This window comes from Streptomyces sp. NPDC002577, from assembly GCF_053594815.1.
Map to the genome: position 1 here is coordinate 756255 of NZ_JBSFWK010000001.1, position 25882 is coordinate 782136.

Below are 25882 nucleotides of genomic sequence, written 5' to 3' on the forward strand. Positions count from 1 at the left end.
CGTTCGGGCCGGCGTCCGGTCGTATGGAGCTCACTGCAAGAGCTTCGCCAGTCGCCGCAGACCGGGGCAACTCCACTAGGACAACTGGTTCAACGGCATTCCGGTTATACGACGGTCAGTACGGTACGGATTACCACGTACAGATGTCGCCTCGCCCCGGCAGCCTGCAGGCGGCAGTTCAGCCCCACTTGGGAGCGTCCTCGCCCCAACAGCTCGGCGCCTGCGCCCAGTTGTCCGGTCCGCCGCGGAAGGAGACCGGCGGCAGCGCGTGCCGCAGCCGCCCCAGCGGGCTCTGCGTGACGGCGAGCCACTGCGCGGGGTTCTCCGCGTCGTACGCGGCAGCGTCCGCGGCGGTCCACTGCCCCGCATCGTCGGCGAGCCGGTGCACCAGCCACTGCGCGGTCTGCGTGAGGGCCAGCCGGACGGACGTCGCGCCGGCACCGTCCAGTTGCTCGGTGACGGAGCGGAGCACCGCCGCGGCCAGCAGATAGCCGGTGCCGTGGTCCAGCGCCTGGGCGGGCAGCGCCCCCGGCCGTTCGGTGGACCCCTCCAGAGCCGCGATGCCGGTGGCGACCTGCACCAGGCTGTCGAAGCCCCGCCGCTCGCCCCATGGCCCGTAGTCACCCCAGGCCGACACCTGCGCGACCACGATGCCCGGCCGCCGCTCGGCCAGCGCCTCGGGAGAGAGCTCGAGCCGGTCCAGCGCGCCGGGCCGGTAGCCGGTGACGACGACATCGGCCTCGGCGAGCAGGTCCTCGAAGGTGCGGCGGTCGGCGTGCGCGGTCAGATCGAGCGTGGTGGAGCGCTTGCCGAAGCCGGTGTCGGCGTGCTGGTCGGGGAGTTCGGGCAGCTGGGGAGAGTCCACGCGCAGCACGTCGGCACCCAGCAGGCCGAGGGTGCGAGTCGCCACCGGGCCCGAGATGACGCGGGTGAGGTCGAGGACGCGCAGCCCGGCCGCGGGCAGCAGCGGATCGCCGGACAGCTCCGGCAGCCGACGGGCTCCCGGCCGGCGGCTCATGGAAGTATCCGGCTCGCCGATCGACTCCCGCCTGAGCAGCGGCTGCCCGGCCGCGGCGGTGCCCTGCGGATGGGCGGCCCACTCCTCGGGGGTGCGCAGCGCGACGGCGAGGCCCCCGGCAAGGTACACCGTGTCCTCCACCTCGATCGCGCGCCGCTCCGCCAGGGCCGCGGCCACCCGCTCGACCGCGTCCTCGCCGTCCGCCAGCCCCAGCGCGGCGAGCAACCGCTCCCGGTGATGCGGATAGTTCGCGTGTGTCCGCACCCAGCCGTCCGCCGTACGCCAGAACCGGGACAGTGGCGCGAAGTTGACCGGGGCCCTGCCGTCCACGAGCAGATGCCGCTCGCTCACGAACGCCGTGGCCACAGCGCCGTCGTCGACCCGCACATCGGGCACGGGCCGCCCCGTGCGGCGCGCCGTGAGCTCGGCGGCGGCCAGCCCACACGCTCCCACACAGGCGCGCGCGAGCTCGATGACGGGAAGCCGCGCGGGCAGCGCCCCCTCGCGGACGACGTGCGAGACACGGTCGAGCAGCCCCGGATCCCCGCCGAGCGCGGCCCATGCCACGCGCGTACCACCCAAGCCGCCCACGTCACCCAAATCCGAATGCGTCATGCACGCACTATGCCGTACGGGCACCAGTGAGGGCCGTCCGGTGTGATCAACTCAACCGAACGGCCCTCGGTACCTTGCTATGTGATCGCTACTTGACCGCCTTCAGAGCATCGACGACCCCGAAGCCGTAGAAGCCGTTCACGCGCGCGCCGCCCTCGCAGGTCGCGTCCACGGTGCCGTTGCCGTCCGGGTCGTACGGCTCGGCCGGGCAGCCCGGGTTGTCTGCCTGCGCCTTCAGCAGCGCCTGGAGCTGCGCCGGAGTGGCGTTCGGATGCGTGGACTTCAGCAGAGCGGCGACACCGGCCGCGTGCGGCGACGCCATCGAGGTGCCCTGCAGATAGGCGTACTCGCCGTTCGGCATCGTGGAGAGGATGCGGCCGTTCGCCGACGGGGTGTCCGGAATCTGGTACTTGTCGCCGCCCGGCGCGGCGATGTCGATGACGCCCTCGCCGTACGTGGAGTAGTACGACTTGAGGTTCTTGACACCCACGGCGCTGACGGTGACCACGCCGGGCAGCTGCGTCGGCACGTCGAAGCACTCGCTCGGGTCGATGGTGCGGGTGACGGGGGTCGAGTCGTCGGGACTCGAGTCGTCGACGATCGCGTCCGAGGCGAGGTCGTCGTTGGAGTTGCCCGCGGCCGCCACATTCAGCGTGCCCTTCTTCTGGGCGTACAGCTGCGCCCGGTTGACCGCGTCGACGATGGCCCGCTGGTCGGGGTCGTCCATGCAGTTGTACAGCCACGGGTCCACGTAGTAGCTGTTGTTGGTGATCTCGACGCCGTGGTCGGCGGCGAACACGAAGGCGCAGACCACGCTCTCCGGGAAGAACAGCTGGTTCTCGTCCGGCTGGGCCACCGTGATGCCGGCGACCTTGACGCCGGGTGCGACGCCCGCGACACCGACGCCGTTGCGGGCCGCGGCGATCTCGCCCGCCACATGCGTGCCGTGGTAGTGGTCGGCGTCCACAGGCCGCCAGGCGCCGTACGTCGTGTCGGGCTTGCCGCTCACGCAGTTCGCGGACTGCGAGGCGGAGAAGTTCGGGGCGATGTCCGGGTGGGTGTCGTCGACGCCGGTGTCGATCACGGCGACGGTGACGTCCTTGCTGCCGGGGTTGATCTTCGCGGCCTTGTCGGCGCCGATCGCCCGCAGATCCCACTGCTCGGCCTCGAGCGGCTCGGCATCCGAGCCCGCGGCCTGCGCCTCGGCCTTGGCGGCCTGGGCGGCCGATATGTACTGGGGGGCTCCGGCCTCCGTGGTCCCCGCCGCCGTCAGCGGCGCCGTCCGGGTCGCCCCCGCCGACTGCACCCCGCGCACCGCGCGCATCTGCTTGCCGAAGTCCGGGTTGGCCGAGTGGACGACGATGACGCCGATCTTCTCGTACGCGATGACCACCGTGCCGTCGGCCTTGGCGATCGCCTTCTTCACCGACTCGATCGTCGCGTGGTCCGTCGAGGTGTTGACGACGTACGCGTAGGCCGGGCTCTCCGCGGCCGCGGCGGTCGAAGGGGCGGACGTCACGGCCGTCGCGACGCCCGGCATCAGCCCGAAGGACGCCGTGAGCGCGATGCCGATCGGCACGGCGAGAGCAGCGGTCCTTCGGCGGCCTGGGCGTCCGGGTCGTCTGGAACGCAGATGAGCCATGGGATCTCCACATCATCCGGGAAACGTGAACTGCCCGAACACAGATGGCGCTCGGGCAGGTACATGACGATGGTTCAGGGCGAAGCTATCCCCCGTCGTCCCTGGCCAGCAACGACTTTCGAAAGAAATGAAGTCGGTTGAACCGAGCCGCGCGCGCCGCCGTGACGTTGGACGGGGGGTGTCAGCACCATCGAGCTCCCGGCCGGGTCACGCTCCGGGCCATGGGTATGTATCCGCACGTGGCCTCGTGATCCACATCACACGACGTCAGACAACAGCACATGTCCGATCAGTACCCGACTCAGAACCCGACCAAGTCCCAGACCACCACCGCACCCGCATCGCGAGGAGACTCCGTGGCTACCGATGCACTGCCGCCTTCGAAGGACGGCCCGGCAACCAGTTCCGCAACACCCTCGGCGGAGGACTTCATCGAGGTGCAGGAGAGTGCGGAGTTCGGCGAACTGCGCCGCTCGTACCGCTCCTTCGCCTTCCCGCTCACCATCGCGTTCATCGCCTGGTACCTGGTGTACGTGCTGCTGTCCAACTACGCGGGCGGCTTCATGGGCACCAAGCTCTTCGGCAACATCAACGTCGCCCTCGTGCTGGGCCTCGCCCAGTTCCTCACCACGTTCCTGATCGCCTGGTGGTACGCCCGCCACGCCGCGGCCAAGCTCGACCCGAAGGCCGAGGCCATCAAGTCCCGGATGGAGGGCGGCGCATGAGCCCCGCAGTCGCACAGGTCCAGCTCGCAGCGGGTGAGGCGAGCGAGCACCGGCCGCTGATCATCACCCTGTTCGCGTGCTTCGTCGTCGCGACCCTCGTCATCACCGTGTGGGCGGGACGGCAGACCAGGGACGCCGCCGACTTCTACGCCGGCGGCCGCCAGTTCACCGGCTTCCAGAACGGACTCGCCGTCTCCGGCGACTACATGTCCGCCGCCTCGTTCCTCGGCATCGCCGGCGCCATCGCCCTCTTCGGCTACGACGGGTTCCTGTACTCGATCGGCTTCCTCGTCGCCTGGCTGGTGGCGCTGCTCCTGGTCGCCGAGCCGCTGCGCAACTCCGGCCGCTACACCATGGGCGACGTGCTCGCCTACCGGATGCGCCAGCGCCCGGTGCGCACCGCCGCCGGCACCTCCACGATCGTCGTCTCGATCTTCTACCTGCTCGCCCAGATGGCGGGCGCCGGTGTGCTCGTCTCGCTGCTGCTCGGCATCACCAGCGACGCGGGCAAGGTCGGCATCGTCGCGCTCGTCGGCGTCCTGATGATCGTGTACGTCTCGATCGGCGGCATGAAGGGGACCACGTGGGTCCAGATGGTGAAGGCCGTGCTGCTCATCACCGGCACGATCCTCATCACGTTCCTGGTGCTCCTCAAGTTCAACTTCAACGTCTCCGAACTGCTCGGCAGGGCGGCCGACAACAGCGGCAAGGGCGCGGCGTTCCTGGAGCCTGGACTCAAGTACGGTGCCACGGCCACGTCCAAGCTGGACTTCATCTCGCTGGGCATCGCGCTGGTCCTCGGCACCGCGGGTCTGCCGCACATCCTGATCCGCTTCTACACGGTGCCGACCGCCAAGGCCGCCCGTAAGTCCGTGATCTGGGCGATCGGCATCATCGGCGGCTTCTACCTGATGACCATCGCGCTCGGCTTCGGCGCCGCCGCCCTCATCAAGCCGGACGAGATCATCGCCTCCAACCCGGCGGGCAACACGGCGGCGCCGCTGCTCGCCCTGCACCTCGGCGGCGTCGACTCGACCTGGGGCGCCGTCCTGCTGGCCACCATCTCCGCGGTCGCGTTCGCCACGATCCTCGCGGTCGTCGCGGGGCTGACCCTGGCCTCGTCCTCGTCGTTCGCGCACGACATCTACGCCAACGTCATCAGGAAGGGCCAGGCCACCGAGAAGGAGGAGGTCAACGCTGCCCGCTACGCGACGGTCGCGATCGGCGTCGTCTCCATCGGCCTGGGCGCGCTCGCCCGCGACCTGAACGTGGCCGGCCTGGTCGCCCTCGCGTTCGCGGTCGCCGCGTCCGCCAACCTGCCGACGATCCTCTACAGCCTCTTCTGGAAGCGGTTCACCACCCAGGGCGCGCTGTGGTCGATCTACGGCGGTCTGACCACGGCCGTCGTCCTGGTGCTGTTCTCGCCGGTCGTCTCCGGCAACCCGAAGACGTCGATGTTCAAGGGCGTCGACTTCCACTGGTTCCCGCTGGAGAACCCGGGCATCATCTCGATCCCGGTGGGCTTCCTGCTCGGCTGGCTCGGCACCGTCCTGTCCAAGGAGGCGGCGGACTCCGCCAAGTACGCCGAGCTGGAGGTGCGGTCGCTGACGGGCACCGGGGCGCACTGAGCCGGTGCCCCGCCGACTGCGCTGATCGACCTCGCGCGCGTGCGGAGCCGAGCGCGTACGGCCGCGTCGTGGAGCCCATGGTGGGTCTCCGCGACGCGGCCGCGCCGTTCCTCGTGGTGATCAGGCGGGTGTCGATGTCGGTCCCGTCACGTAGGCTCGCAGGTGACTGAGTGATCCGGACCAGGGAGGGGCCGACGTGCTCATCGACACCTATGGCCGCGTGGCCACCGACCTACGCGTGTCGCTGACCGACCGGTGCAATCTGCGCTGCGCCTATTGCATGCCCGAAGAGGGCCTTCAGTGGCTGTCGAAGTCCACTCTGCTCACCGACGACGAGATCGTCCGCCTCATCCGGATAGCCGTCACCCGGCTCGGCATCACCGAGGTCCGTTTCACCGGCGGCGAGCCGCTGCTGCGCCCTGGTCTGGTCGGCATCGTCGACCGTGTCGCCCGGCTGGAGCCGCGCCCCCAGATGTCCCTCACGACGAACGGCATCGGCCTCGGCCGCACGGCGAAGGCGCTGAAGGACGCGGGCCTCGACCGGGTCAACGTCTCACTGGACACCCTCCGCCCGGACGTCTTCAAGACCCTCACCCGCCGCGACCGCCACCACGACGTGCTGGCGGGCCTCGAAGCAGCCCGCGCGGCCGGTCTCGACCCGGTCAAGGTCAACACCGTGCTGATGCCCGGGCTCAACGACGACGAGGCCCCGGAGCTCCTCGCCTGGGCCATCGAGAACGACTACGAGCTGCGCTTCATCGAGCAGATGCCGCTGGACGCCCAGCACGGCTGGAAGCGCGAGGGCATGATCACCGCGGGCGACATCCTGCAGTCGCTGCGCAGGCGCTTCGAGCTCACCCCCGAAGGGGCGGAGGAGCGCGGTTCGGCACCCGCCGAGCGGTGGATCGTCGACGGCGGCCCGCACCGCGTCGGCGTCATCGCCTCCGTCACCCGCCCGTTCTGCGCGGCCTGCGACCGCACCCGGCTCACCGCCGACGGCCAGGTGCGCACCTGCCTGTTCGCCACCGAGGAGACGGACCTGCGGGGAGCACTGCGCTCGGACGCGTCCGACGAGGAGATCGCCCGCATATGGAAGCTGGCGATGTGGGGCAAGAAGGCGGGCTCGGGGCTCGACGACCCCACGTTCCTCCAGCCGGAGCGGCCGATGTCGGCGATCGGCGGCTGAGCCTCAGCCGTCCTGTTCCTCCGGCTCTTCCCACTCCTCGAGCGTCACCACGTCCTTGAGGAAGCCGCGTATCCCGAGGAACTTCGACAGATGCTCGCGGTGTTCCTCGCACGCGAGCCAGGTCTTGCGGCGCTCCGGTGTATGGACCTTCGGGTTGTTCCAGGCCAGGACCCATACCGCGGCGGCGCGGCAGCCCTTTGCGGAACAGATCGGGGACTCCGGGGACTCCGGTGTGGAGGGGAGCGGAAAGGAGAAGTCGGGGGCGTTCACGACCTCGACCCTAACGCGTCGCTGACACGGTCATGGCACACACAAAAGGCGACGCCGAGCAGCCACGGGGGGAGCTGCCCGGCGTCGGTCTGTCGCTCCGACGGGGGATGCGGAGCGCGTAGGAAGTATGTCACGGAGGACCCGGCGCCCGGCACCGGATCGTCATGATTGATCTGAGCTTTTCTTGGGCTTTGCGGAATTCCCGTGATCAGCTCTGGTCCCGCGCCGCGTCACCGGACTGGCCGTGTGTGTCACCGGCGACACTGCTGGAGGCGGCGCCCGCGGTGCCGGCGGCATCGGTGGCGTCTTCCGGGACGGATTCCGTGGATCCCGCGGAGGCGTCCTGCTGAGGCGGAGCGATCATCGGCCGGGGTGGCGCGAGGATCACGGACGAAGGAAGCGACGGGGCGTTCTCGCGGCCCGCATTGGCGATCACCACGGCGATATAGGGGAGGACAAGGCCGAGCACAAGAGCCACGATGGCGACGTGCCGTTCCACGTTCCACAGCACTGCGGCGAGGATCACCGAGACCGTACGGATCGACATCGAGATGACATACCGGCGCTGGCGCGCCCGCACATCGTCCGCGAGCCCCTGCCTGGCCGCTGTGATCCGGAAGACCTGGCCCCCGCTCTGCTTCCGCATCGTGTTCCACCGCCTGAGTGCTGTGTAAGGACTCTCCCCCGGCCCGGACCTGACCGATCCGGCCGGAGCCCGGTCCGAACACACTCCACGTTACGCCGCGGATGCGCCGGGTTCGACACCGGGCCCCGGTCCCGCCTGGGCGGGTTCGCCGGGCCGTCTGCCGTACGGTGCCGCCGACATGCGCCGTATGGCCGACCGTCCGAGACTGGGTGCAGGCTCGCGTCAAGCCGCACGAGGAGGCGTCATGGGCTGGTTGTGGGCGATCATCGTGGGATTCGTACTCGGTTTGCTGGCCAAGGCGATCCTGCCCGGCAAGCAGCACAGCCCGCTGTGGCTGACCACTGTCTTCGGCATCATCGGCGGCGTCATCGGCAACGCGCTGGCCGCGTCCTTCGGCATCGCCGAGACCAGGGGCATCGACTGGGGCCGGCATGCTCTGCAGCTCGTCGCGGCGCTGGTCATCGTGGGGCTCGGAGACATGGTGTACGTATCGCTCCGCGGGAGGCGGAAAGCGTGAGGCGCGTACCGGCTGCCGAGCCGGTACGCCGAAGGGGGCGGCTCCGCACGATGGCGGAACCGCCCCCTTCGGCGTACCCGGCCGGGAGACTTCCGGCTGGTCAGCCCCCCGTGACCTCGACGGCCGCCAGGTTCTTCTTGCCCCGGCGCAGCACCAGCCAGCGGCCGTGCAGCAGCTCCTCGGACGCCACCACGGCGTCCTCGCCGACGACCTTGACGTTGTTCACGTAGGCCCCGCCCTCCTTGACGGTGCGGCGGGCGGCGGACTTGCTCGGTACCAGGCCGGTGTCCGCGAGCAGGTCCACGACCGGGCCCAGCTCGGAGACCTTCGCCTGCGGCAGCTCGGAGAGGGCCGCGCTCAGCGTGGCCTCGTCCAGCTCGCCCAGCTCACCCTGGCCGAAGAGGGCCTTGGACGCCGCGATGACCGCCGCCGTCTGGTCGGCGCCGTGCACCAGCGTCGTCAGCTCCTCGGCCAGCGCACGCTGGGCGGCCCGGGCCTGCGGACGCTCCTCCGTCTGCTTCTCCAGCTCCTCCAGCTCTTCGCGGGACTTGAAGGACAGGATCCGCATGTACGTCGAGATGTCCCGGTCGTCCACGTTCAGCCAGAACTGGTAGAACGCGTACGGCGTCGTCATCTCCGGGTCGAGCCAGACGGCCCCGCCCTCGGTCTTGCCGAACTTGGTGCCGTCCGCCTTGGTCATCAGCGGCGTCGCCAGCGCGTGCACGCCGGCGTGCGGCTCCAGCTTGTGGATCAGGTCCAGACCCGCTGTGAGGTTGCCCCACTGGTCGCTGCCGCCCTGCTGGAGCGTGCAGCCGTACCGCCGGTACAGCTGCAGGAAGTCCATGCCCTGCAGGATCTGGTAGCTGAACTCCGTGTAGCTGATGCCCTGGTCGGACTCCAGGCGCCGGGCGACGGAGTCCTTGGTCAGCATCTTGTTGACGCGGAAGTGCTTGCCGATGTCGCGCAGGAACTCGATCGCGGACAGACCGGCGGTCCAGTCGAGGTTGTTGACCATGACGGCCGCGTTCTCGCCCTCGAAGGACAGGAACGGCTCGATCTGGGAGCGCAGCTTGCCGACCCAGCCGGCGACCGTCTCCGGGTCGTTCAGCGTGCGCTCCGCGGTCGGGCGCGGGTCGCCGATCAGCCCCGTGGCACCGCCGACCAGCGCCAGCGGCCGGTGGCCGGCCTGCTGGAGCCGGCGCACGGTGAGCACCTGCACCAGGTGCCCCACGTGCAACGACGGCGCCGTCGGGTCGAAACCGCAATAGAAGGTGACGGGACCGTTCGCGAGCGCCTTGCGCAGAGCGTCCTCGTCAGTGGACAGGGCGAAAAGCCCCCGCCACTTCAGCTCGTCGACGATGTCCGTCACGGTTGCTTGTCTCCTTGAACGGTTCAAACAGGTGGAATGTGTGAACGGTGTGGACCCGCTCCCCGCAAGTCTATGGGGGTCACACGCCCTGACTCACCGAGCTCATGTTGAAGTCCGGCACGCGCAGGGCGGGCATCGCGGCCCGGGTGAAATAATCGCTCCATTCCCGCGGCAGTGTCTTTTCCGTACGGCCGGCTTCCACCGCCCGGCCCAGCAGGTCGACCGGCGACTCGTTGAACCGGAAGTTGTTCACCTGGCCCGTGACCTCGCCGTTCTCGACGAGGTAGACGCCGTCCCGGGTCAGTCCGGTGAGCAGCAGCGTGGCCGGGTCGACCTCGCGGATGTACCAGAGGCAGGTCAGCAGCAGCCCGCGTTCGGTCGAAACAACCATCTCCTCCAGCGAGCGGTCGCCGCCGCCGTCCAGGATCAGATTGCCGATCCCCGGTGCCACCGGCAGTCCGGTGAGGCCCGCGCTGTGCCTCGTCGTGACGAGGTGAGCCAGCGTGCCCTCCCGGATCCAGTCGGTGGCGGACAGCGGCAGCCCGTTGTCGAAGGCGGAGGCGTCGTCGCCGGAGGAGTGCGCGAGGACGAAGGGGGAGGATTCGAGTCCTGGCTCCTTCGGGTCGCTGCGCAGGGTCAGCGGCAGCTCGGACAGCTTCTCACCGAGTCGCGTGCCGCCGCCCGGCTTGCTGAAGACCGTCCGCCCCTCGGCGGCGTCCCGCCCCGACGACGACCACATCTGGTAGATCAGCAGGTCGGCCACGGCGGTCGGAGGCAGCAGCGTCTCGTAGCGGCCCGCGGGCAGGTCCAGGCGCCGTTCGGCCCAGCGCAGTCGTGTGGCGAGTTCCTCATCCATGGCGCCCGGGTCGACGTCCTTGAAGTCCCGGGTGGAACGGCCCGCCCAGGCCGAGCGGATGCGGTCCGGCGACTTGGCGTTCAGCTCCAGCGTCCCGTTCGGCTGGTCGTGCCGCAGCCGCAGCCCCGTCGACGTACCGAGGTAGCTGGACACGAGCTCGTGGTTGGCGAACCCGTACAGCTCGCGGCCGCCCGCACGGGCCCGCGCGAAGGCCTCGCCGAGTGCCGGGGCGAAGTCCGCGAAGACCGCCGACGACGTCTCGGCGGGCGCGTCCGTGAAGTCCGGCGAGGCGGGGACACCCTCGACGAGCGGCTGCGCGTCCTCGGCGGGGCCCGCTGCCCGGGCTGCGGCCTCGGCGGCGCGCACCAACGGCTCGAGCTCGTCCGCGGTGACGGCCGACCGTGAGACGACGCCCGACGCCGTCCCCTCCTTGCCGTCCACGGTCGCGATGACGGTGAGGGCACGGCCGCGCGTGACGCCGTTCGTCGTCAGCGCGTTCCCCGCCCAGCGCAGGTTCGCGGTCGAGTACTCGTCGGCGATCACGACGCAGCCGTCGGCGCGGGACAGGTCGAGGGCGCGCTCGACGACCTCGTGCGGCTTGTTCGTACGCGTCGTCGTGCTCATCGACCGGCCTCCTGCGTCGTGTTCAGAATGTTCACGCCCTTGAAGAGGGCCGACGGGCAGCCGTGCGAGACGGCCGCGACCTGGCCCGGCTGGGCCTTGCCGCAGTTGAAGGCGCCGCCCAGGACATACGTCTGCGGGCCGCCGACCGCGGCCATCGAGCCCCAGAAGTCGGTGGTCGTCGCCTGGTAGGCGACATCGCGGAGCTGCCCGGCGAGCCGCCCGTTCTCGATCCTGAAGAACCGCTGCCCGGTGAACTGGAAGTTGTAGCGCTGCATGTCGATGGACCAGGACCGGTCGCCGACGACGTAGATCCCGCGGTCGACCCCGCCGATCAGATCCTCCGTCGACAGCCCTCCCGGATCCGGCTGCAGCGACACGTTCGCCATCCGCTGCACGGGCACGTGGCCGGGGGAGTCGGCGTACGCGCAGCCGTTGGACCGTTCGAAGCCGGTCAGCTTCGCGATGCGCCGGTCCAGCTGGTAGCCGACGAGCGTGCCGTCCTTCACCAGGTCCCAGGACTGCGCGGCCACGCCCTCGTCGTCGTATCCGACGGTGGCGAGCCCGTGCTCGGCGGTTCGGTCGCCCGTCACGTTCATGATCTCGGAGCCGTACTTCAACTTGCCGAGCTGGTCGAAGGTGGCGAAGGACGTCCCGGCGTAGGCGGCCTCGTAGCCGAGCGCCCGGTCCAGCTCCGTCGCGTGCCCGATGGACTCGTGGATGGTCAGCCACAGATTGGACGGGTCGACGACCAGGTCGTACACGCCCGCCTCGACGCTCGGCGCGCGCATCTTCTCGGCGAGCAGCTCGGGGATCTCGGCGAGCTCGCCGTCCCAGTCCCAGCCGGTGCCCGTCAGGTACTCCCAGCCGCGCCCGACCGGCGGCGCCAGCGTGCGCATCGAGTCGAACTCGCCGCTCGACTCGTCCACCGCGACCGCCGTGAGCTGCGGATGCAGCCGCACGCGCTGCTGCGTCGTGACCGTCCCCGCCGTGTCCGCGTAGAACTTGTTCTCGTGCACGGTGAGCAGCGAGGCGTCGACGTGCGCAACCGCGTCGGACGCCAGCAGCCGCTCGCTCCAGGCGCCGAGCAGCCCGGTCTTCTCCTCGTCCGGTACGGAGAAGGGGTCGATCTCGTACGCGGAGACCCAGGTCTTCTCGCTGTGCACGGGCTCGCCGGCGAGCTCCACCCGCTCGTCGGACCCTGCGGCCGCGATCACCTGGGCCGACAGCTTCGCCATCGCCACGGCCTGGCCGGCCACCTTGGCCGCGGCGTCCATCGTCAGATCCACGCCCGACGCGAACCCCCAGGTGCCGCCGTGCACCACCCGGACCGCATAGCCCAGATCCGTGCTGTCCGCCGACCCCGACGGTTTCGCGTCACGCAGTCGCCACGACGCGCTGCGCACCCGCTCGAAGCGGAAGTCCGCATGCTCCGCTCCGAGCGCCCGCGCCCGGGCGAGCGCCGCATCGGCGAGAGCCCTCAGCGGCAGCGCGAGGAACGACTGGTCAATGTCATGGGCCACGGGTGGCCTTCCTTCCCTCGTACCCTCCGTTTGCCAGTCCGAAGTGAAGCACGACACACGGCCGCCGGGCGCTGGACTTTCCCAGGTCGCGGCCCGGCTTCGGCCCCGCTCTCGGCCCGCTGCCCGCGGCGGACCGAGAGCGGGTGCCTCCGCCGGGTGATTCCGTGGGGACGCGGCGCCGATTCTGTAGGGACCCGACAGTGTGTACCCCGAGCCACTGTGGGTGGCCGATTCTCCGCGAGGGGGTCGATACCGATAGGTTTTCGAGGTACCAGACCCGCTATCGAAAGGGTGATCCGTTGAGCCGCTCGGTTCTCGTCACCGGAGGAAACCGGGGCATCGGCCTCGCCATCGCCCGCGCTTTCGCGGAGGCAGGCGACAAGGTCGCGATCACGTACCGCTCGGGTGAGCCGCCGGCCGCCCTGACGGAACTGGGCTGCCTGGCAGTCAAGTGCGACATCACCGACAGCGAGCAGGTGGAGCAGGCCTACAAGGAGATCGAGGCCGAGCACGGCAACGTCGAGGTGCTCGTCGCCAACGCCGGTGTCACCAAGGACCAGCTGCTGATGCGCATGTCCGAGGACGACTTCACCTCCGTCCTCGACACCAACCTCACCGGCACCTTCCGGGTCGTCAAGCGCGCCAACCGCGGCATGCTGCGCGCCAAGAAGGGCCGCGTCGTGCTGATCTCCTCCGTCGTGGGCCTGCTCGGCTCGGCCGGCCAGGCCAACTACGCCGCGTCCAAGGCGGGCCTGGTCGGCTTCGCGCGCTCCCTCGCCCGTGAGCTCGGGTCGCGCAACATCACCTTCAACGTCGTCGCCCCCGGCTTCGTCGACACCGACATGACCAAGGCGCTCTCCGACGAGCAGCGCGAGGGCATCCTGTCGCAGGTGCCGCTCGCCCGGTACGCGCAGCCCGAGGAGATCGCCGCCGCGGTGCGGTTCCTCGCCTCCGACGACGCTTCGTACATCACTGGAGCCGTCATTCCGGTTGACGGCGGACTGGGAATGGGTCACTGATCACCATGAGTGGAATCCTCGACGGCAAGCGCGTCCTGATCACCGGTGTGCTGATGGAGTCCTCCATCGCCTTCCACGCCGCGAAGCTGGCCCAGGAGCAGGGTGCCGAGATCATCCTCACCGCCTTCCCGCGGCCCACGCTCACCGAGCGCATCGCCAGGAAGCTGCCCAAGCCCACCAAGGTCATCGAGCTCGACGTCACCAACGACGAGCACCTGGGCCGCCTCGCCGACATCGTGGGCGAGGAGCTCGGCGGCCTCGACGGTGTCGTCCACTCCATCGGCTTCGCGCCGCAGGACGCGCTCGGCGGCAACTTCCTCAACACGCCCTTCGAGTCGGTCTCGACGGCCATGCACGTCTCCGCGTTCTCGCTGAAGTCGCTGACCATGGCCTGTCTGCCGCTGATGCAGAACGGCGGCTCGGTCGTCGGCCTCACCTTCGACGCGCAGTACGCCTGGCCGCAGTACGACTGGATGGGCCCGGCCAAGGCGGCGCTCGAGGCCACCAGCCGCTACATGGCGCGCGACCTCGGCAAGCAGAACATCCGCTGCAACCTGATCTCGGCCGGCCCGATCGGCTCCATGGCCGCCAAGTCCATCCCGGGCTTCGGCGAGCTGGCCTCCGTGTGGGACACCCGCGCCCCCCTGGAGTGGGACCTCACCGACCCCGAGCCGGCCGGCCGCGGCGTCGTGGCCCTGCTGTCGGACTGGTTCCCCAAGACCACCGGCGAGATCATCCACGTCGACGGCGGTCTGCACGCGATCGGCGCCTGAGCGGCCCGGCACCTTCGTACGGCCGAGGTCGCGGCCATGTTCGCGGTTCAGGATGCGGCTACGGTCGTGCGTTCACAAGTTCACACATAGGCGGCGCCCCGTCTCCCGCACTGCGCGGGGGCGGGGCGTCACCTGTTCGGCCCACCCGACGGGCGGCCGGGGCGCGAAACCGCGCACTCTGGAGTACGAGAAGTCGAGATATCGAGAAGTCCGAGTTCTCCCGGAGGTTCCCCAGGTTTCTCCCAAAAAGGCATTCCCCCTTGTGGTGCAGCCGCGGCGGCCTCGCCGACTGCCGCAGTACGGCCGAGGAGGTACCCCTTGTGCGCGTGTTCCACCGAGGGTCCGGGCACCGGCTCCGCTGGAGCGGCTACGCCGCGCTCCCCGGGGCGGTTCTCGCCGCTCTCGCCCTCATCGCCGTCCTGCCGTTCCTCGCCTCATCGAACGGCTCGGAAGAATCCGCGCGCGAGCACGCGCGCGTGGAGGGCGACAAAGCCGTGCCGGAGGCCTTCGGATCGGAGTGCCGCACCAGCATCGACGGCTCCCAGGTGACGGCCTACTGCCACAACCCGAATGCCGAGACCGACCGGGTGACGCTGCACATCGAGTGCGACCGCTGGTGGGACCTCGACAGCGACAGCGCCCCCGTCGTGGCCGAGCCCGCCATGACGGTCCGGCTCACCGGGCGGTGCTGGAAGGAGGTCCGCTCGGTGTGGGTCAGCCACGAGCGGTGACGGGACGTTCCTGGCCGTCGGATGTGTCGTCGGCGGTACGGCTTCCGCCGCGGAGACGACCGGGGCGGCACAGGAACGGATAACCGGCGGCCTCGGAAGCGGCCGCCTCCGCGTCGCCCGTGCGGATCGCATCCACCAGCCGCGTGTGGTCCATGTGGTTCTCGGGCGTCAGCTTCTCGCCGACGTCCTCGCGCAGCCAGTCGCGCAGCACCTCGCCGAGATCCGCGTACATCGCGGTCATCACGTCGTTGTGGGAAGCGGCCACCACCGCCATGTGGAACGTCGCGTCGGCCGTCACGAAGGCCTCCGTATCGCCGGACTCCCACGCCTCCTCGCGGCGCAGCAGCAGCGCGTCGAGCTGTTTGAGGTCCCGCTCGGTGCGCCGCTCGGCGGCCAGCCGGGCCGCGCTGGACTCCAGCGTGGAGCGCAGCTCGGCGATGTGCCGCGGGTCGGCGTCCGCGAACCGACGATGCATCACGCCCGCCAGCTCGCTGGTCGCCACCACATAGGTTCCGGACCCCTGGCGGATGTCGAGCAGCCCGTTGTGCGCGAGCGCGCGCACCGCCTCGCGGACAGTGTTGCGGGCGACGCCGAGCTGCTCGACGAGCTCCGGCTCGGTCGGGATACGGGAACCGACAGGCCACTCGCCCGAGCTGATCTGGTTCCGCAGCGCGGCGATGACCTGCTCCGAGAGCACCGATCGGCGTGCGTGACTCAACGGCATGACGGTCCTTCGGGCGGAGTCGGCCGGGCGGCCGTGACGAGGGGTGGACAGTCAATCATCCCATGATTCTATGATGGTCGGCATGGCTAGCGAGGAATCACCGACGATGTCGACGATGGCGTCGACCCCACCGGCATCGGCACGTGCGACCAGGGTCCGTGGTGCGGCCGTGGCCACTGCTGACGCCTCCGAGGACACGACCACCGGTGCCTCCATGACCGCAGGTGCCGCTTCCGGACGACCGGCCACGCGCGCGTGGACGACGCGGCTTGTGATCCTCGGCCTCGTGCTGTCCGCACTCAACCTCCGCCCGGCCATCACGAGCCTCGGCGCCCTCCTCGAAGAGGTACGCGACGGCCTCGGTATGAGCGGCACCGTCGCCGGCCTGCTCACCTCCGTGCCGCCGCTCTGCTTCGCCGTCTTCGGCGTCATGGCCCCGCGTCTCGCCCGTCGCTTCGGCCCTGTCGCGGTGGTCTGCGCCGGTATGGCCGCGATCGCGGCGGGACTCGCCGTCCGGCCGTACGCCGGCGGCACGGCCGGGTTTCTCGCGGCGAGCGCCCTCGCCCTGATGGGCATCGCCGTGAGCAACATCCTGATGCCCGTGATCGTCAAGCGCTGGTTCCCGGACCGCGTCGGCTCGATGACCGGCCTCTACTCGATGGCGCTCGCGCTCGGCACCTCCCTCGCAGCCGCGGCCACCGTGCCGATCGCCGACGCGCTGGGCGGCCGCTGGCAGCCGGGGCTCGCCGTCTGGGCCGTGCTGGCCGTGGCCGCCGTACTGCCGTGGCTCCCGTTCGTGGGTGCCCGGGGAGCGGGGCGGACCGGGACCGGTGATCAGTCGGGAGCGGGCGGTACGTTCCGCTCGGGCGGCGCGACGGGAACCGGTGACGCGTCCGGCGTCGGCGTGCCGAGCGGGGCCGAGAACGGGCCCGGCCGCGCACCCGACGGGCTCCGGATCGCCCGTAGCCGTACCGCCTGGGCGCTCGCCGTCTTCTTCGGGCTCCAGGCCACGGCCGCGTACATCACGATGGGCTGGATGGCGCAGATCTTCCGCGACGCCGGGGTGTCGGCGGGCACCGCCGGTCTGCTGCTGGCCGCCACCATGGCGATCGGCGTACCGCTCTCCGTCGTCATCCCACGGGTGGCCACCCGGCTGCCCCAGCAGGGCCCCATCGTGGTCGCCATCGGACTCTGCGGCCTCGCCGGATACGCCGGCCTCTACCTCGCGCCCGCCGGCGGCGCCTGGGCCTGGGCGCTCCTGCTCGGCATCTCCAACTGCGCCTTCCCGCTGGCGCTCACCCTGGTCGGGATGCGCTCCCGTACGTCGGCAGGTGTCGCGAGGCTCTCCGCCTTCGCCCAGAGCACGGGCTACCTGATCTCCATCCCGGGCCCGCTGCTCGTGGGCGTCCTCTACCAGCACAGCGGCGGCTGGGGCCTGCCCCTCGCACTCATGGCGGCGCTGATGATCCCGCAGATCGTCATGGGCGTCCTGGCGGGCCGCAACCGGACGGTCGAGGATGAGTGCGAGGCGCGCGTAGCGGCCTGAGCCGCCGGAGTGGTCCCCGCTCACCCCGGCGGCAGCCCGCCGTATCACGGGTGCGACACTTGCCGCATGCCTGTGCTCGATCCCAATCCCCAGAACGGCCAGAGGAAGCTGCTCCTCGTGTTCGGCGCCATGCTGGCCATCACCGTGATCATCGGCATCATCGCGTCGATCGCCTCTCCCTGAGCCCCCGCTCCCGTGACCCGGCGCGGGACTCGGTGGGGTTGTCCCCACCACCCCCTAGGGGGTCAGTGTCAGGGTCAAGTGGGTGGATCACCGGATGGGCTGAAGGGTGCGTACTCCGTAGCTTCGAGATGTGGACGCGACGACGCGGCAAGGACTTCTCGAGGACCATGGAGGCGGCATGTCGGCCCCTGCGCACTCCCGGCCCCATCCGGCACGCACGGGCGGCGCCGTGCCCCGGCTGCCCTGGTGGGCCGTCGTTCTCCCCGCGATCGCCTTCGCGGCCCTGCTGATGCTGGTGCTCAACCCGGCCGACGCCCAGGCGGCGAGCGGCGACCCCTCGATCACCCATGTCTTCGAGCGCATGCAGCAGGCGGTCCTCAGGCAGGTCCCCTGAGGCGTCCGCGTCACACCGGTCGACCGGCGCCGACCAGGCACAGGCACCCGTGCGGCATCAGCCCTTGGGCCACCTGCCCGCAGGGCGTCAACCACGTCGGGGAGACCGCGTCAACTCCCTGCGCTCCATGGCCTGTTTCATGCGAAGCTGGGACCCATGAGCGTCGCAGACCCCCGCAGGATTGTCCTTTTCCGACATGCGAAGGCCGACTGGCCACAGGTGTCCGACCACGAGCGGCCGCTCGCCGAGCGGGGCCGCAAGGACGCCCCCGTAGCAGGCCGAAAGCTGGCCGACACCGGCATCTCCTTCGACCTCGCCCTCTGCTCGACCGCGGCCAGGACCCGCGAGACCTGGAAGCTCGCCGTGCACGAGCTCCAGCACCGGCCCAAGACGGTCTACGAGGAGCGGGTCTACGAAGCCTCGCCGGGCGAGCTCATCGCCGTGCTCAACGAGATCCCCGAGGACGTGCATAACGCCATCCTGATCGGCCACAACCCCGGTGTGCAGGGGCTCACCGAGATCCTCGCCGGCCAGGCGGAGGGCGACGCCCAGCAGCGTATGAGCCGCCGCGGCTTCCCGACCTCGGCCTTCGCGGTGCTCTCGATCCCCGGTCCGTGGAAGTCGGTCGAACCGGGCGTGGGCACGCTCGTCGGCTACTGGGCGCCGGGCGGGGCGTAGCCCTTCTCGTCCCTCGCGACGCGCGCTCATGCGCGTACCCGTACCCGGACCCCCCTTACCCGGACACTCCCAACGACGGCGAACGGGGCCGGCACCACAGCGGTGCCGGCCCCGTTCGCCGTCCTCGTGTCGCTGATCGCGTCAGTCGTCGTGCATGTCCGCGGCCTCGACCTCTTCGCGCGTGATGCCCAGCAGGTACAGCACCGTGTCGAGGAACGGCACGTTCACCGCGGTGTGCGCGGCCTTGCGTACGACCGGCTTGGCGTTGAAGGCGACGCCGAGTCCGGCGGCGTTCAGCATGTCGAGGTCGTTGGCGCCGTCGCCGATCGCCACGGTCTGGGCGAGCGGCACCCCGGCCTCCGCGGCGAACCGGCGGAGCAGCCGCGCCTTGCCCGCCCGGTCCACTATCTCGCCGGTGACGCGGCCCGTGAGCTTCCCGTCGACTATCTCCAGCGTGTTGGCCTGGGCGAAGTCGAGGCCGAGACGTTCCTTCAGGTCGTCCGTGACCTGCGTGAATCCGCCGGAGACCACACCGACTTGGTAGCCGAGCCGCTTGAGCGTACGGATCAGGGTGCGGGCACCGGGCGTGAGCCGCACCTCGCTGCGTACCTTGTCCACGACCGACGCGTCGAGCCCCTCGAGGAGCGCCACGCGCGCGTGCAGCGACTGCTCGAAGTCGAGCTCACCGCGCATCGCGGCTGCCGTGACCTCGGCGACCTTGTCCTCGCAGCCCGCGTGGGCGGCGAACAGCTCGATCACCTCGTCCTGGATGAGGGTCGAGTCGACGTCCATGACGACGAGGCGCTGCGCCCGTCGGTGCAGCCCCGCCGCCACCACCGCGATATCGACGCCGAGCGCGGCGGCCTCGGTCACGAGCGCGGTGCGCAGCGGCTCGGTCTCCACGCCGGAGACCATCAACTCGACGGCTGTCACGGGGTACTTCGCCAGGCGGAAGATACGGTCGATGTTGCCGCCCGTCGAGGTGATCCGTGCGGCGATCACGGCCGTCGACTCGGCGGTGAGCGGATGCCCGAGCACGGTCACGTGCGAGCGCCCGAGGCCGCGGGGACGGTTGTCACCGATCCCGGAGATGATCTCCGCCTGCAGTTTCATGGACTCCGCCCAGCTGTGGACGGTGGCCCGTAGGGAGCCCTCGAGGGCGGCCGACGGCTTGGTCACGAGCGCGCACAGGACGATGCGGCCACGGGTGACCACCTGCTCGATGTCGACGACGTCGAGCGAGTAGGCGGCGAGGGTGTCGAACAGGCCGGCGGTGATCCCCGGCCGGTCCTTGCCGAAGATCTTGACCAGAAGAGTGGGGATGTCAGAGGTCTGCGAAGCGCTCATGATGTCACCACCGTATCCGCCGCCCCGTGCCTTCCGCGCCCGTGGTCCGCGTACCGGACAGAGGGCTGGAACAGGGGCCGACGCCCGGGTGCCCACTAGGTGAACAGGCAGCTCTCAGCGTCGGCGGCCCCCCGGCGGTCCCGGTGGCGGCGGGCCGTCCTCGGGAGGCGACGGAGGAGGCGGAGGTGGGGGAGGCGGCGGCCACCCCGCGTCCCGGGGCCGCGGCGTCGGCCGGGGAGGGGGCGGCGTGATCGGCCCCATCACGGTGGGCGCGCCGTACACGTCGTCGGGCGGCCGGAGGTAGGGGTTGGTCTCGTTGTGGGAGGGGCGGTAGGGGCTGCCGGGGTTGTACGGACCCGAGCTGTACGCGAGTGGATACGTACCGTCCGGGGGGCCGCCCGAGCCGGCGTACCCGGCCAGGGCGAAAGGTGCCGCGCGCGTGCCCGCCTTGCTCGTGGCGTACGCGAGCAGGGCTCCCGCCGCGCCGGCGCCCGCGCCCCACGCCGCGCCCAGCAGCACGGCCGTCCCCGCCCTCCCGTGCAGTTCGATCCCGGCACCGAAGGCGTCGAAGCCGAGCACCGACAGGGAGGCGCCCACGGACACCTCCGTCAGCCATACGAGGAGGGGCAGCCCCAGTGCCGTCACGACGCCGAGCCGCAGCGCGCACCGTCCGGCGAACCCGAGGGCGCCTCGGCCACCGCGGTCGCGTACCGGACCCGTTCCCGTACCGGCCCGGCCGCCGGTACCGCCCCGGCCGCCGGCCCCGGCTCCGCTGGCACCAGCCGAGGAGCCGACCGCACCCGCCGCCCCCACATGGCCCGGGTCAGGGATGCGCACGCCACCCGCGAGGGGCGTGCGCACAGCGGTGAGCACCCCCGCGAACAGCATCATCGCCGCAGCCGCGACCCCCAGCAGCCACACCGAGCCGTGCAGTTCGGCAAGACGCCCCAGCGTGACCGGCTCGTCGGCCGAGACGCGTAACAGCTCGTCCAGCGGATCCGGCAGAAGCCGTGCCAGCTCACCCGTCGCCCGGCCGTCCCACGGCACGAACAGCCCCAGCGGGATGCCCAGCCAGACGCCGCCCGGCGCACCCAGCAGCGCGGCGCCCGCGATCCGCCGCGGGTGGTCGTCGCCGATCAGCGCGAACACCGCCGCGGCGAGGCCCGCGGCGACGGCCACCAGTAATACGTCGACCAGCGCCGACGCGGCCGGCCGCACCACACGGTGCACGGCGTCCCAGCCGCGCGGCAGCGGCGTCCGGCGCGAGGCGAGCAGTGCGATCAGCAGGACGCCCACCACCCAGGCGGCGCCGCCGAGCAGCGTGGGCGCCGTGTCCACGGTGAAACCGACCGAGGCCTTCGCGCTCGCGAGATCGCCGAGCCGGTCCGGCAGGAGGCCGCCGATGTCCCCGAGCCCCAGACCGTCACCTGTGCCACCGGGATCACCCGGCAGATCACCGCCCGGCAGTCCGTCCAGACCGAGCGCGCCGCCGTCGATCGTGATGACGTCATGACCCGCCCAGGCGAGCCCGCCGAGCATCGCCAGGAACAGCACGGCGACCGTCCCCACGCGCGCGAGGAGTTCGGCGGGGGAGATCACAACCCCCGCTCCCCGCAAGGACCGCAGAAAGAAATGCACCAGCAGCAGCGCACCCACCAGACCCACGCCGAGTGGCGTGATATCGATGGCCGTGTCCGCCTGAGCGCCCTCCAGCCCGAACGCCGACACGTCCCCGGACGGCGTGACCGACCCGCCCGAGGCGAGCGCCACCACGGCAGCTGTCATCGGCCCGAGCGACCCCGCCGCATCGGCGCCCAGCAGATGCAGCCCGAGTGCCGCTGTGACCGCCATACCGATCAAGGCCCAGCTCACGGCAGCTGTCGCGGAGAGGAGCACGTCCGCCCAACGCACGCTTCCCCTGGGGCCGTTGACATCGCTCTTACGCCCGCCGGTCTCCATCAGGACCCCCCGATCCGTACCGCCGATCTGTACAGCGATGCCCAGTTCGCTCAGGATGATCATGATCCGTGTGCACTCGTAGGCGCTTACCACTCTCCGGGCCGGTATCTGCCCCGTCAACCGGGCGACCGGGGAGGGGTATGCGCACTCCTCACAAGAGCCGGGTTTCGGACGGACCGCTCAGCCTGGAATAGTTCCTCACGATGTTAGACATCCCTAGACTCGCCATAGACGGGGCAACTCGGGGAAATCGGGGGGACAATCAGTGGGGTATGGAGCGCCTGAACTCGTACTGGAACGGAACGGACAAACCTGGACGCTCGATTCGTCCAGGCCCTGCACCCTCGGGCGCGATCCGCAGGGTGACATCGTGTTCGACGACGCCCGCGTCTCCTGGCGTCACGCCACGATCAGCTGGGGTGGCCGGAGTTGGGTCATCGAGGACCACGGCAGCACGAACGGCACCTATGTACAGGGCCAGCGCATCCACCACATGGAGATAGGCCCGGGCTCTGCCGTGCACCTCGGCAACCCGACGGACGGCCCGCGGCTGAACGTCCAGGGTGCCGCCGCCATGGCGACGCCGCAGCAGGCCCAGCAGCCCGCGCAGCAGTCGCCGGCCGGCGGCCCGGGCTGGGCCCAGCAGGCCCCGCAGGAGCAGTTTCCGCAGCAGCAGGCTCCCCAGCAGGCATGGCCGCAGCCGAAGCAGGCAGCCCCGGGGATCCCGCACCAGCAGGGACCGGGGGCCGGGGGCGCGGACGCCCCACCGGTCTACGGCGACCGCAGCCCCACCACGTTCCACCGGCTGGCACTCGGCCGCGTGATGCGCATCGGCCGTGCGCTCGAGAACGACCTGGTCGTCGCCGACCTCCAGGTCTCGCGCCACCACGCCGAGTTCCACGCGACGCCCGACGGCCGCTTCGAGATACGCGACCTCGGCTCCCACAACGGCACATACGTCAACGGCCAGCCGATCCCCAAGGGCGGCTCCGCACTCCTCGGCCCGAACGACATCGTCGGTGTCGGCCACTCGACGTTCCGCCTCGTCGGCGACCGCCTCGAGGAGTTCGTCGACACCGGTGAGATCTCCTTCTCCGCGCGCCATCTCACCGTCACCGTCGACGGCGGCAGGCAGATCCTCAAGGACGTCTCCTTCGGCGTCCCGGAGAAGTCCCTCGTCGCGGTCATCGGCCCGTCCGGCTCCGGCAAGTCCACGCTCCTGAAGGCGCTCACCGGTTACCGCCCGGCCGACCAGGGAGACGTCCTCTACGACAACCGGAACCTGTACAAGCAGTTCGCCGAGCTGCGCCAGCGCATCGGTCTCGTCCCGCAGGACGACATCCTGCACAAGGAGCTGTCCGTCCAGAAGGCCCTCAAGTACGCGGCCAAGCTGCGCTTCCCCGCGGACACCACGCAGGCCGAGCGCTCGGCCCGTATCGACGAGGTCCTGCGCGAGCTCAAGCTGGACATCCACAAGGACAAGAAGGTCACCTCGCTCTCCGGCGGCCAGCGCAAGCGCGTCTCGGTCGCCCTGGAGCTGCTGACCAAGCCGTCCCTGATCTTCCTGGACGAGCCGACCTCCGGTCTCGACCCGGGCATGGACCGCGACGTCATGCAGCTGCTGCGCGGCCTCGCCGACGACGGCCGTACGGTCCTGGTCGTCACGCACTCCGTCGCCGAGCTGGCGCTCTGCGACAAGCTGCTGGTGATGGCCCCGGGCGGCGCGGTCGCCTACTTCGGCCCGCCCGGGGAGGCGCTGAACTTCTTCGGCTACGACACCTGGGCCGACGTCTTCTCCGCCTTCGAGAACTACCGCGACTATGACTGGGCGGGCCGCTGGAAAGGCTCGCAGCACTACCAGATGTACGCCGCGGACATCGACGCCGTCGCCCCGCAGTCGATGCAGGCGCCGCCGCCCCAGGCCGTCCGCCCGCCCAAGCCGCAGAGCTGGGGGTCCCAGCTGTGGACCCTGGTCCGCCGATACACCTCGGTGATCGCGTCCGACAAGGGCTTCATGGCGCTGATGCTGGCCCTGCCGGCGGTGCTCGGCACGGTCAGCCTGCTCATCGACCCCGACCAGGGTCTGCTGCCCAACCCGCCGCGTGCCAACGGCACCCTCGTCCCCAACGGCACGGCCACCACCGTCCTGCTGATCCTCGCCGTGGGCGCCTGCTTCGCCGGCGCCGCCAACTCCGTCCGTGAGCTGATCAAGGAACGCGTGATCTACGAGCGGGAGCGCGCCACCGGCCTGTCCCGATCGGCGTACCTGATGTCCAAGGTCATCGTCCTCGGCATGATCACCGTGATCCAGGGCGCGATCGTGGGCGGCATCGGCTTCACGCCCCGCGAGATCCCCAAGGAGGGCCTGGTCCTCGGCAAGCTGACGCTCCTCGAGATGTCTCTGCCGGTCATGGCGCTCGGCTTCACCTCGATGATGTTCGGCCTGATCATCTCCGCATTGGTGAAGACGGCTGAGAAGACCATGCCGCTGCTGGTGATGTTCGCGATCGTCCAGGTCGTCTTCACCGGCTGCCTCTTCATCCTGAACGGCAGTCCCGGTGTGAACGAGTTCTCGTATCTGATGCCGTCCCGCTGGGCGGTGGCGGCCGCGGGCGCGACGCTCGACTTCAACCTCGTCAGCCCCAACACCGACGACCCGGGCAGCACGGACCCGCTGTGGGACCACGCGGCGTCCCAGTGGTTCGTCGACATGGGAGCGCTGCTCGCCCTCGGCGTGCTGTGCGGCTTCCTCGTGGCCCGCTTCCTGCGCCGCCACGAGCCGGAGGTCATGCGCAAGTAGGTGCCTGCCGCACCTGCCCGGACCACGGGTCGCACAACGCGAAGGGCGGCACCCCGCGGGGGTGCCGCCCTTCGGCGTTACTTCAGCGTCTTACTGAGGCCCAGAGGTCCCGAAGAGACTCAGTAGGCGCTGAAGACGTTGTCGATCGACCCGTAACGGTGGGCCGCGTAGTTGGCCGCAGCGGTGATGTTGGCGACCGGGTTGTAGATGTCCCAGGACGTGCCGGAGACGTGGTACGTGTTGAAGGTCGGCTGGATGACCTGGAGCAGACCCTTCGACGGGACACCGTTGATGGCGTTGATGTCCCAGTTGTTGATGGCCATCGGGTTGCCCGAGGACTCACGCATGATGTTGCGGTACAGCCCGTTGTAGGTGCCCGGGATCTTGTGCTTCTTCATGATGTCGAGGGACTGGCGGATCCAGCCGTCGAGGTTGTTGGCGTAGGTCTTCACCGCGATCGGGGTGGCCACCGCGGTGCGCTCCGCCGAGCGGCTCACGGCCGGGGCGATGTTGCGCTCCTGCTGGGCCTCCGCCTTGGCCTCGGCCTCGGCCTTCTGCTTGGCGGCGGCCTCCTGCTGCGCCTTCAGGCGGGCGGCGGCGTCCTGGGCCTTCAGGTTGGCGTTCGCCAGCTGGTCGGTGACGCTCGCCTTGATGTCCTTGGTGGCGCCGGCGGCGACCAGGCCGACCGGGGTCGTCGCGGCGACCGCCTGGGCTTCCTGGACCTCGCCGTGGGAGGCGGGTACGACGGTGAAGGCCATGGCCGCGGCACCGAGCGTGGCGACACCGGCGAGGGCGAACTTCTGGGACTTCTTCAGACGGCGATCACCGGACTTGGCATGGAAGATCGACATGGGTGTAGGACCTCTTCGAGTAGCTGGAGTCGCTCTCGGCCGGTGGGACGGGTTTCCGGCACAAGCGCCGCGGGTAAGCTCCGTTGCTTTTCCGCGGCACCAGGCGACGGCAGCCATTCTTAGCGGCCGCAAAATCCCGGGGCAAAGGTGTGACGTACGATCCGCGGTAGTGGATCACGAAACGGGCGGATCGCGGTAAAACCCCTCTTACGCCAGTGATGGGCGTTTTCGCCCGCTACTACCCCTCTTCGTACGTGATGT

At 70.3% G+C, this 25882-nt stretch carries 23 protein-coding genes; 12 read left to right on the forward strand and 11 right to left on the reverse strand.

Annotated elements, in window-relative coordinates; all coding sequences use genetic code 11:
* Nucleotides 1-178 precede the first annotated feature (178 nt).
* The gene (locus tag ACWD4J_RS03435) at nucleotides 179-1633 is read right to left on the reverse strand and encodes a CoA transferase (RefSeq protein WP_451393549.1); all 1455 of its coding nucleotides are present in this window, start codon (nucleotides 1631-1633) and stop codon (nucleotides 179-181) included.
* An 88-nt stretch (nucleotides 1634-1721) separates the two neighbouring features.
* Nucleotides 1722-3275, reverse strand: a complete 1554-nt coding sequence (locus tag ACWD4J_RS03440; protein ID WP_451393550.1) for a S8 family peptidase — start codon at nucleotides 3273-3275, stop codon at nucleotides 1722-1724.
* A 356-nt stretch (nucleotides 3276-3631) separates the two neighbouring features.
* On the opposite strand from ACWD4J_RS03440, the gene ACWD4J_RS03445 reads away from it, so the two are divergent.
* The 3 genes from ACWD4J_RS03445 (at nucleotide 3632) to moaA (ending at nucleotide 6814) form a co-directional block, all read left to right on the forward strand.
* The gene (locus tag ACWD4J_RS03445) at nucleotides 3632-4000 is read left to right on the forward strand and encodes a DUF485 domain-containing protein (RefSeq protein ID WP_451393551.1); all 369 of its coding nucleotides are present in this window, start codon (nucleotides 3632-3634) and stop codon (nucleotides 3998-4000) included.
* Nucleotides 3997-5628: a solute symporter family protein gene (locus ACWD4J_RS03450; RefSeq protein ID WP_451393552.1), complete on the forward strand. Its 1632-nt coding sequence runs from the start codon at nucleotides 3997-3999 to the stop codon at nucleotides 5626-5628. The genes ACWD4J_RS03445 and ACWD4J_RS03450 overlap by 4 nt, the downstream gene beginning before the upstream one ends.
* 196 nt (nucleotides 5629-5824) lie before the next feature.
* A complete protein-coding gene (gene moaA / locus ACWD4J_RS03455; protein WP_451393553.1) occupies nucleotides 5825-6814 on the forward strand; it encodes a GTP 3',8-cyclase MoaA in 990 nt (329 codons plus the stop codon).
* A 3-nt stretch (nucleotides 6815-6817) separates the two neighbouring features.
* Here moaA and ACWD4J_RS03460 read toward each other — a convergent pair whose 3' ends face one another.
* Together ACWD4J_RS03460 and ACWD4J_RS03465 are read right to left on the reverse strand one after the other, a co-directional pair.
* Nucleotides 6818-7084 (reverse strand): hypothetical protein, encoded by a 267-nt coding sequence (locus ACWD4J_RS03460; protein ID WP_451393554.1) that lies wholly within the window; start codon nucleotides 7082-7084, stop codon nucleotides 6818-6820.
* Nucleotides 7085-7292: 208 nt separating this feature from the next.
* Entirely contained in the window at nucleotides 7293-7730 is a 438-nt protein-coding gene (locus ACWD4J_RS03465) for a DUF3099 domain-containing protein (protein WP_451393555.1), read from the reverse strand.
* 244 nt (nucleotides 7731-7974) lie between these two features.
* On the opposite strand from ACWD4J_RS03465, the gene ACWD4J_RS03470 reads away from it, so the two are divergent.
* Nucleotides 7975-8247 carry a GlsB/YeaQ/YmgE family stress response membrane protein gene (locus ACWD4J_RS03470; RefSeq protein ID WP_451393556.1) on the forward strand — a complete coding sequence of 91 codons (273 nt, stop codon included), beginning with the start codon at nucleotides 7975-7977 and terminating at the stop codon, nucleotides 8245-8247.
* Nucleotides 8248-8347: 100 nt separating this feature from the next.
* On the opposite strand, the gene tyrS is transcribed toward ACWD4J_RS03470, so the two are convergent.
* From tyrS to ACWD4J_RS03485, 3 genes are all read right to left on the reverse strand, one after another.
* Nucleotides 8348-9616, reverse strand: a complete 1269-nt coding sequence (tyrS, locus tag ACWD4J_RS03475; protein WP_451393557.1) for a tyrosine--tRNA ligase — start codon at nucleotides 9614-9616, stop codon at nucleotides 8348-8350.
* A gap of 79 nt (nucleotides 9617-9695) precedes the next feature.
* Nucleotides 9696-11096: a metallopeptidase TldD-related protein gene (locus ACWD4J_RS03480; RefSeq protein ID WP_451393558.1), complete on the reverse strand. Its 1401-nt coding sequence runs from the start codon at nucleotides 11094-11096 to the stop codon at nucleotides 9696-9698.
* Nucleotides 11093-12616: a TldD/PmbA family protein gene (locus tag ACWD4J_RS03485; RefSeq protein WP_451393559.1), complete on the reverse strand. Its 1524-nt coding sequence runs from the start codon at nucleotides 12614-12616 to the stop codon at nucleotides 11093-11095. Before ACWD4J_RS03485 ends, ACWD4J_RS03480 begins: the two co-directional genes overlap by 4 nt.
* A gap of 299 nt (nucleotides 12617-12915) precedes the next feature.
* On the opposite strand from ACWD4J_RS03485, the gene fabG reads away from it, so the two are divergent.
* The 3 genes from fabG to ACWD4J_RS03500 all read left to right on the forward strand — a co-directional run bounded on the left by fabG (nucleotide 12916) and on the right by ACWD4J_RS03500 (nucleotide 15139).
* On the forward strand, nucleotides 12916-13635 hold the full coding sequence (fabG, locus tag ACWD4J_RS03490; protein ID WP_451393560.1) for a 3-oxoacyl-[acyl-carrier-protein] reductase: 720 nt from the start codon (nucleotides 12916-12918) through the stop codon (nucleotides 13633-13635).
* A 5-nt stretch (nucleotides 13636-13640) separates the two neighbouring features.
* Nucleotides 13641-14408, forward strand: coding sequence for an enoyl-ACP reductase FabI (gene fabI, locus ACWD4J_RS03495; protein ID WP_451393561.1), 768 nt, complete (start codon nucleotides 13641-13643; stop codon nucleotides 14406-14408).
* Between the two features lie 410 nt (nucleotides 14409-14818).
* Complete coding sequence (locus ACWD4J_RS03500; RefSeq protein ID WP_451393631.1) at nucleotides 14819-15139, forward strand: hypothetical protein; 321 nt, start codon at nucleotides 14819-14821, stop codon at nucleotides 15137-15139.
* On the opposite strand, the gene ACWD4J_RS03505 is transcribed toward ACWD4J_RS03500, so the two are convergent.
* Complete coding sequence (locus ACWD4J_RS03505; RefSeq protein WP_451393562.1) at nucleotides 15123-15863, reverse strand: FadR/GntR family transcriptional regulator; 741 nt, start codon at nucleotides 15861-15863, stop codon at nucleotides 15123-15125. The two genes, ACWD4J_RS03500 and ACWD4J_RS03505, sit on opposite strands and share 17 nt — an antisense overlap.
* Before the next feature lie 214 nt (nucleotides 15864-16077).
* Here ACWD4J_RS03505 and ACWD4J_RS03510 point away from each other — a divergent pair, with 214 nt between their 5' ends.
* The 4 genes from ACWD4J_RS03510 (at nucleotide 16078) to ACWD4J_RS03525 (ending at nucleotide 18664) form a co-directional block, all read left to right on the forward strand.
* Nucleotides 16078-17409, forward strand: coding sequence for a CynX/NimT family MFS transporter (locus ACWD4J_RS03510; RefSeq protein ID WP_451393632.1), 1332 nt, complete (start codon nucleotides 16078-16080; stop codon nucleotides 17407-17409).
* A gap of 66 nt (nucleotides 17410-17475) precedes the next feature.
* Nucleotides 17476-17592, forward strand: coding sequence for an SGM_5486 family transporter-associated protein (locus ACWD4J_RS03515; protein ID WP_451393563.1), 117 nt, complete (start codon nucleotides 17476-17478; stop codon nucleotides 17590-17592).
* Between the two features lie 178 nt (nucleotides 17593-17770).
* Nucleotides 17771-17986 carry a hypothetical protein gene (locus ACWD4J_RS03520; protein WP_451393564.1) on the forward strand — a complete coding sequence of 72 codons (216 nt, stop codon included), beginning with the start codon at nucleotides 17771-17773 and terminating at the stop codon, nucleotides 17984-17986.
* Between the two features lie 156 nt (nucleotides 17987-18142).
* Nucleotides 18143-18664 (forward strand): SixA phosphatase family protein, encoded by a 522-nt coding sequence (locus ACWD4J_RS03525; protein ID WP_451393565.1) that lies wholly within the window; start codon nucleotides 18143-18145, stop codon nucleotides 18662-18664.
* A 141-nt stretch (nucleotides 18665-18805) separates the two neighbouring features.
* Here the strand turns inward: ACWD4J_RS03525 and serB are convergent, their stop codons facing one another.
* The gene (gene serB, locus ACWD4J_RS03530; RefSeq protein WP_451393566.1) at nucleotides 18806-20011 is read right to left on the reverse strand and encodes a phosphoserine phosphatase SerB; all 1206 of its coding nucleotides are present in this window, start codon (nucleotides 20009-20011) and stop codon (nucleotides 18806-18808) included.
* A 114-nt stretch (nucleotides 20012-20125) separates the two neighbouring features.
* Nucleotides 20126-21970: a streptophobe family protein gene (locus ACWD4J_RS03535; protein WP_451393633.1), complete on the reverse strand. Its 1845-nt coding sequence runs from the start codon at nucleotides 21968-21970 to the stop codon at nucleotides 20126-20128.
* 265 nt (nucleotides 21971-22235) lie between these two features.
* Between ACWD4J_RS03535 and ACWD4J_RS03540 the strand changes: the two genes are divergently transcribed.
* Nucleotides 22236-24770: an FHA domain-containing protein gene (locus ACWD4J_RS03540; RefSeq protein ID WP_451393567.1), complete on the forward strand. Its 2535-nt coding sequence runs from the start codon at nucleotides 22236-22238 to the stop codon at nucleotides 24768-24770.
* 119 nt (nucleotides 24771-24889) lie between these two features.
* Here the strand turns inward: ACWD4J_RS03540 and ACWD4J_RS03545 are convergent, their stop codons facing one another.
* Nucleotides 24890-25621, reverse strand: coding sequence for a transglycosylase SLT domain-containing protein (locus tag ACWD4J_RS03545; RefSeq protein WP_451393568.1), 732 nt, complete (start codon nucleotides 25619-25621; stop codon nucleotides 24890-24892).
* Nucleotides 25622-25882 lie beyond the last annotated feature (261 nt).

What these genes read in the sequence shown, in the direction of transcription:
- ACWD4J_RS03470 (WP_451393556.1), top strand. Translation starts at nt 7,975, where the DNA reads ATGGGCTGGTTGTGGGCGATCATCGTGGGATTCGTACTCGGTTTGCTG.
- fabI (WP_451393561.1), top strand. Translation starts at nt 13,641, where the DNA reads ATGAGTGGAATCCTCGACGGCAAGCGCGTCCTGATCACCGGTGTGCTG.
- ACWD4J_RS03465 (WP_451393555.1), bottom strand. Translation starts at nt 7,730, where the DNA reads ATGCGGAAGCAGAGCGGGGGCCAGGTCTTCCGGATCACAGCGGCCAGG.
- ACWD4J_RS03535 (WP_451393633.1), bottom strand. Translation starts at nt 21,970, where the DNA reads ATGGAGACCGGCGGGCGTAAGAGCGATGTCAACGGCCCCAGGGGAAGC.
- ACWD4J_RS03440 (WP_451393550.1), bottom strand. Translation starts at nt 3,275, where the DNA reads ATGGCTCATCTGCGTTCCAGACGACCCGGACGCCCAGGCCGCCGAAGG.
- ACWD4J_RS03545 (WP_451393568.1), bottom strand. Translation starts at nt 25,621, where the DNA reads ATGTCGATCTTCCATGCCAAGTCCGGTGATCGCCGTCTGAAGAAGTCC.
- ACWD4J_RS03435 (WP_451393549.1), bottom strand. Translation starts at nt 1,633, where the DNA reads ATGACGCATTCGGATTTGGGTGACGTGGGCGGCTTGGGTGGTACGCGC.
- ACWD4J_RS03480 (WP_451393558.1), bottom strand. Translation starts at nt 11,096, where the DNA reads ATGAGCACGACGACGCGTACGAACAAGCCGCACGAGGTCGTCGAGCGC.
- ACWD4J_RS03520 (WP_451393564.1), top strand. Translation starts at nt 17,771, where the DNA reads ATGTCGGCCCCTGCGCACTCCCGGCCCCATCCGGCACGCACGGGCGGC.
- ACWD4J_RS03510 (WP_451393632.1), top strand. Translation starts at nt 16,078, where the DNA reads ATGACCGCAGGTGCCGCTTCCGGACGACCGGCCACGCGCGCGTGGACG.
- ACWD4J_RS03450 (WP_451393552.1), top strand. Translation starts at nt 3,997, where the DNA reads ATGAGCCCCGCAGTCGCACAGGTCCAGCTCGCAGCGGGTGAGGCGAGC.
- ACWD4J_RS03505 (WP_451393562.1), bottom strand. Translation starts at nt 15,863, where the DNA reads ATGCCGTTGAGTCACGCACGCCGATCGGTGCTCTCGGAGCAGGTCATC.
- serB (WP_451393566.1), bottom strand. Translation starts at nt 20,011, where the DNA reads ATGAGCGCTTCGCAGACCTCTGACATCCCCACTCTTCTGGTCAAGATC.
- ACWD4J_RS03515 (WP_451393563.1), top strand. Translation starts at nt 17,476, where the DNA reads ATGCCTGTGCTCGATCCCAATCCCCAGAACGGCCAGAGGAAGCTGCTC.
- ACWD4J_RS03525 (WP_451393565.1), top strand. Translation starts at nt 18,143, where the DNA reads ATGAGCGTCGCAGACCCCCGCAGGATTGTCCTTTTCCGACATGCGAAG.